Source organism: Deltaproteobacteria bacterium (genome assembly GCA_016183175.1).
In the GTDB taxonomy this organism is placed as follows: Bacteria; UBA10199; UBA10199; order UBA10199; family SBBF01; genus JACPFC01.
The window spans coordinates 1-3,175 of record JACPFC010000060.1 but is presented as its reverse complement, the minus strand read 5'-3'; the positions used below and the strand labels follow the sequence as shown (position 1 = coordinate 3,175).

Sequence of the window (3,175 nt, the reverse complement as noted above, 5' to 3'; positions counted from 1 at the left end):
TGGGAATGCTTAAGCCCCTCTGTTTTCCTTTGATGATCCGCCCATCCATGAAATAAGGGCGCCCCAAAAGGCGGGCGGCCTGTTTGACCTTTCCGGCCTGGATGTACTTGCGAACAAGAGTGGAACTCACCAGCGTATCCTTTGCAAGAAACGGCTGGATGATTTTCACATCAATCTGTTTTTGAAAGCAGAAAAATTCCAGTGTTTCGATGTTTCCCCGGCGCTTGGCCCCGAAGGTGAAGTCGTATCCGACAGTGACAAATCGGGCCTTGAGGGCCGACACGATATATTTCCGGAAGAAGGCCTCCGGTGAGAGGCGGGAAAAAGCGCGGGTGAATTTTTCCACCACCACGGCATCCACCCCGCATTCTTCGAGCAGTTCAAACTTCTGGTTTAAGGTATTCAAAAGGGGAGGGGCCACTTCGGGGGCCAGAACGCGAACCGGGTGGGGCTCAAAGGTCAAAAGCACAACCGGGATTCCTCTTTTTTCCTTTTACCACTTTTCCATCCATAAAAAAGGGACGGCCCAGCAATCGGGCGGCCTCTTTCATCCTTCCATCCTGTACGTAGCGGCGGACGAGCGATGAGCTGACCAGCGTCTCTTTCAGCATGAAAGGCTCGACAATCTTCACGTCGATCCGGTTTTGAAAGCAGAGCAACTCGAGAGTCTCGATGTTGCCCTGCCGTTTGGCGCCGAAGGTGAAGTCGTAGCCGACAATAACGAACAACGGATGCAGGTGTCCCACGAAAAAATTCCGGAAAAAATCCTCCGCCGTATGATGAGCAAAGGATGAGCTGAATTTTTCAAAGATGACCGCGTCGATTCCGCAATCTTCCAGCAGTCCGATTTTCTGCCGCCGGGTGTTGATCAGCGGGGGGGCGACGGCGGGAGCCAGGACGCGGACCGGATGGGGGTCGAAGGTGTAAACGACCGACGGCAGGCCCCTTTTTTTGGCCTCCTTAAGAAGCATTTTCAGGATGAGGCGGTGCCCCAGATGGACGCCGTCGTAATTGCCGATGGCCACGGCGGACCCTTTTTTGCAAAAAGCTTTTGCCGCCCGGGATGAGTTGAACACCTTCATAACGGCGGGACTTTAATGGAAGGGAAGGCCTTTGACAAGAATTGCTTGCTTTGCTTGGATGTCGGGATCCATGAGGACTTACGAGCATTACAATATTGTCACCGATTGTCTTGATAAACATGCGTCAGACACATCAAAAATGGCGCTTCTGTTCGTGGATGAGGCGCTGTCGGTTCATTTTTTCACCTTTTGCGAACTGGCCGAATCATCCCGCCGCTTTTCCGCCGGCCTTGTCCATCATGGTTTCAAGGCGGGTGACCGGCTTGTTTTACGCTTCCCCAACGGGCCCAAATTTCCTGTCGCCTTCCTCGGCGCCGCCCGCATCGGCGTCATTCTCATTCCCAGCTCTCCCCTTTTGACGGAAGGAGAGCTCGATTTTCTTGTTCAAGACAGCGAGGCAAAAGGAGTGGTGACGCCGGAGAATTTTTCGGAATTCGCGGGGGATGAATCATCCAAATTTGAAATGATGCCGGTATCAAAGTCGGGTCCCGCTTTTTGGCTCTACACCAGCGGCACGGAGGGGCAACCGAAAGCGGTGATCCATGCCCATCGGTCGATCCCCGCACATGATGAGCGGGTCCGGTTGTGGCAGGATCTTAAATCCGATGATGTGGTGTTCAACACAAGCTCGTTGAATTGGAGTTATGCTTTAACCTGCGGACTTTTGGATGTCTGGCGGCACGGGGCCGCTGTCGCGGTTTATTCCGGAGAGATAACGCCGGAGAAAATCGGCCGGGTGATTCAAGAATGTGGCGTGACGGTGTTTATGTCGGTGCCGGGGATTTATCGGAAATTGGCAGGATATTTCAGGGAAGGGGCAATGCCCCTACAGGGTGTCCGTGTCTGCCTCTCGGCCGGCGAAAAATTGCCGGGGGAGGTGCGGCATGATTTTAAAAAGGCCGTCGGTCTTGAAATTTACGAAGGGCTCGGAATGACGGAACATAGCGTCTATCTGGTCCAGCGTTATGGCGAACCGATTGTGGAAGGGTCATGCGGCAGGCCGTTGCCGGGGAGCCGTATCGCGATTTTGCGGGAAGATTTAAGCGAGTGTGAGCCGGATGAAATTGGGATTTTGGCGTCGCATCGGTCGTGTGAGGGGTTGATGATCGGGTATCATCAGACTAAATCCCCCCCGGCCCCCCTTTGCAAAGGGGGGAAAGGGGGGATTTTAGAAGGTCCGGGCTTTTACGGCGAATGGTTCCTCTCCGGCGACCTCGCCTATCGCGACGTGGGCGGAAATTTTTTCTTTGTCGGCCGTCGCGACGACGTCATCACCGCCGGCGGTTATCGGATTTCCCCCATGGAGGTTGAGGCGGTTTTAAACCGGCACCCGGCAGTCCTCGAATCGGCCGTGATCGAGAGGGAAATAGAACCAGGGAAGACGATTGTTGTTGCCCATGTTGTCGGGAGGGAAGCGCCTGCCTGCCGGTCAGGCAGGGTCTCCGCGCCCGAACTGATCGCCCATGCCGCCCAACATCTCGCCAAATACAAACTCCCCCGCGAAGTTGTTTTTGTCGACTCCCTGCCAAAGACAAGGAATGGAAAGATCAGGAGAAAAGAGCTTTTATCCAAAATTAACCCTTAAAATCGGCGGGAAAAAGTGGTAGAATTAGTTTTAAAGCGAGCCATCGGGCTTGGCCCGTGGCGAGCGCGGGGTTTGGGGCCATTTGAGGCCCGAAATACATTGACGCGAGTAGCAACAACCGGGCCGAAAGGGCCCCAAAAATAAATGCCACGGAAGAAGAAAAGAGTTGTGATGAGCCGGCTGGTCGGGCTTAAAGAGGCCGACGACAGCTTTGACCTCGAGTTCTGGAAGAGGGTGGGCGCCGAAGGGAGATTTGCCGCGGCGTGGGCGATGGTTTGCGATCTCAAAAACTGGAATCCCCGATATGCTTCTCAACAAAGACTTCGAAGAACTGTTTCATCACTTAAATACCGCGCACAAAGAAAGGCCGGCCGGCCGAAAGACAAACGGGATCTGGAAAAACTTTTGAAGGTTGTCAAAAGGAAGAAAAAGTGAGCCCTGCCAAAGACCAATAACGGAAAAATCGTGAGAAAAGCATTGTAGAAGGGTGGGGCTTGACCGGTTTTTT

Annotated in this window: 4 protein-coding genes; 2 read left to right on the top strand and 2 right to left on the bottom strand. The window is 53.8% G+C overall.

Annotated elements, in window-relative coordinates; translation table 11 throughout:
* The coding region (locus tag HYU99_06975) for a hypothetical protein (protein ID MBI2340086.1) at nucleotides 1–469 on the bottom strand (469 nt) is incomplete at its 3' end.
* The gene (locus HYU99_06970) at nucleotides 453–1,082 is read right to left on the bottom strand and encodes a hypothetical protein (protein ID MBI2340085.1); all 630 of its coding nucleotides are present in this window, start codon (nucleotides 1,080–1,082) and stop codon (nucleotides 453–455) included. The genes HYU99_06970 and HYU99_06975, both read right to left, overlap by 17 nt.
* Before the next feature lie 70 nt (nucleotides 1,083–1,152).
* On the opposite strand from HYU99_06970, the gene HYU99_06965 reads away from it, so the two are divergent.
* Entirely contained in the window at nucleotides 1,153–2,667 is a 1,515-nt protein-coding gene (locus tag HYU99_06965) for an acyl-CoA synthetase (protein ID MBI2340084.1), read from the top strand.
* Between the two features lie 144 nt (nucleotides 2,668–2,811).
* Nucleotides 2,812–3,102, top strand: coding sequence for a hypothetical protein (locus HYU99_06960; protein MBI2340083.1), 291 nt, complete (start codon nucleotides 2,812–2,814; stop codon nucleotides 3,100–3,102).
* Nucleotides 3,103–3,175 lie beyond the last annotated feature (73 nt).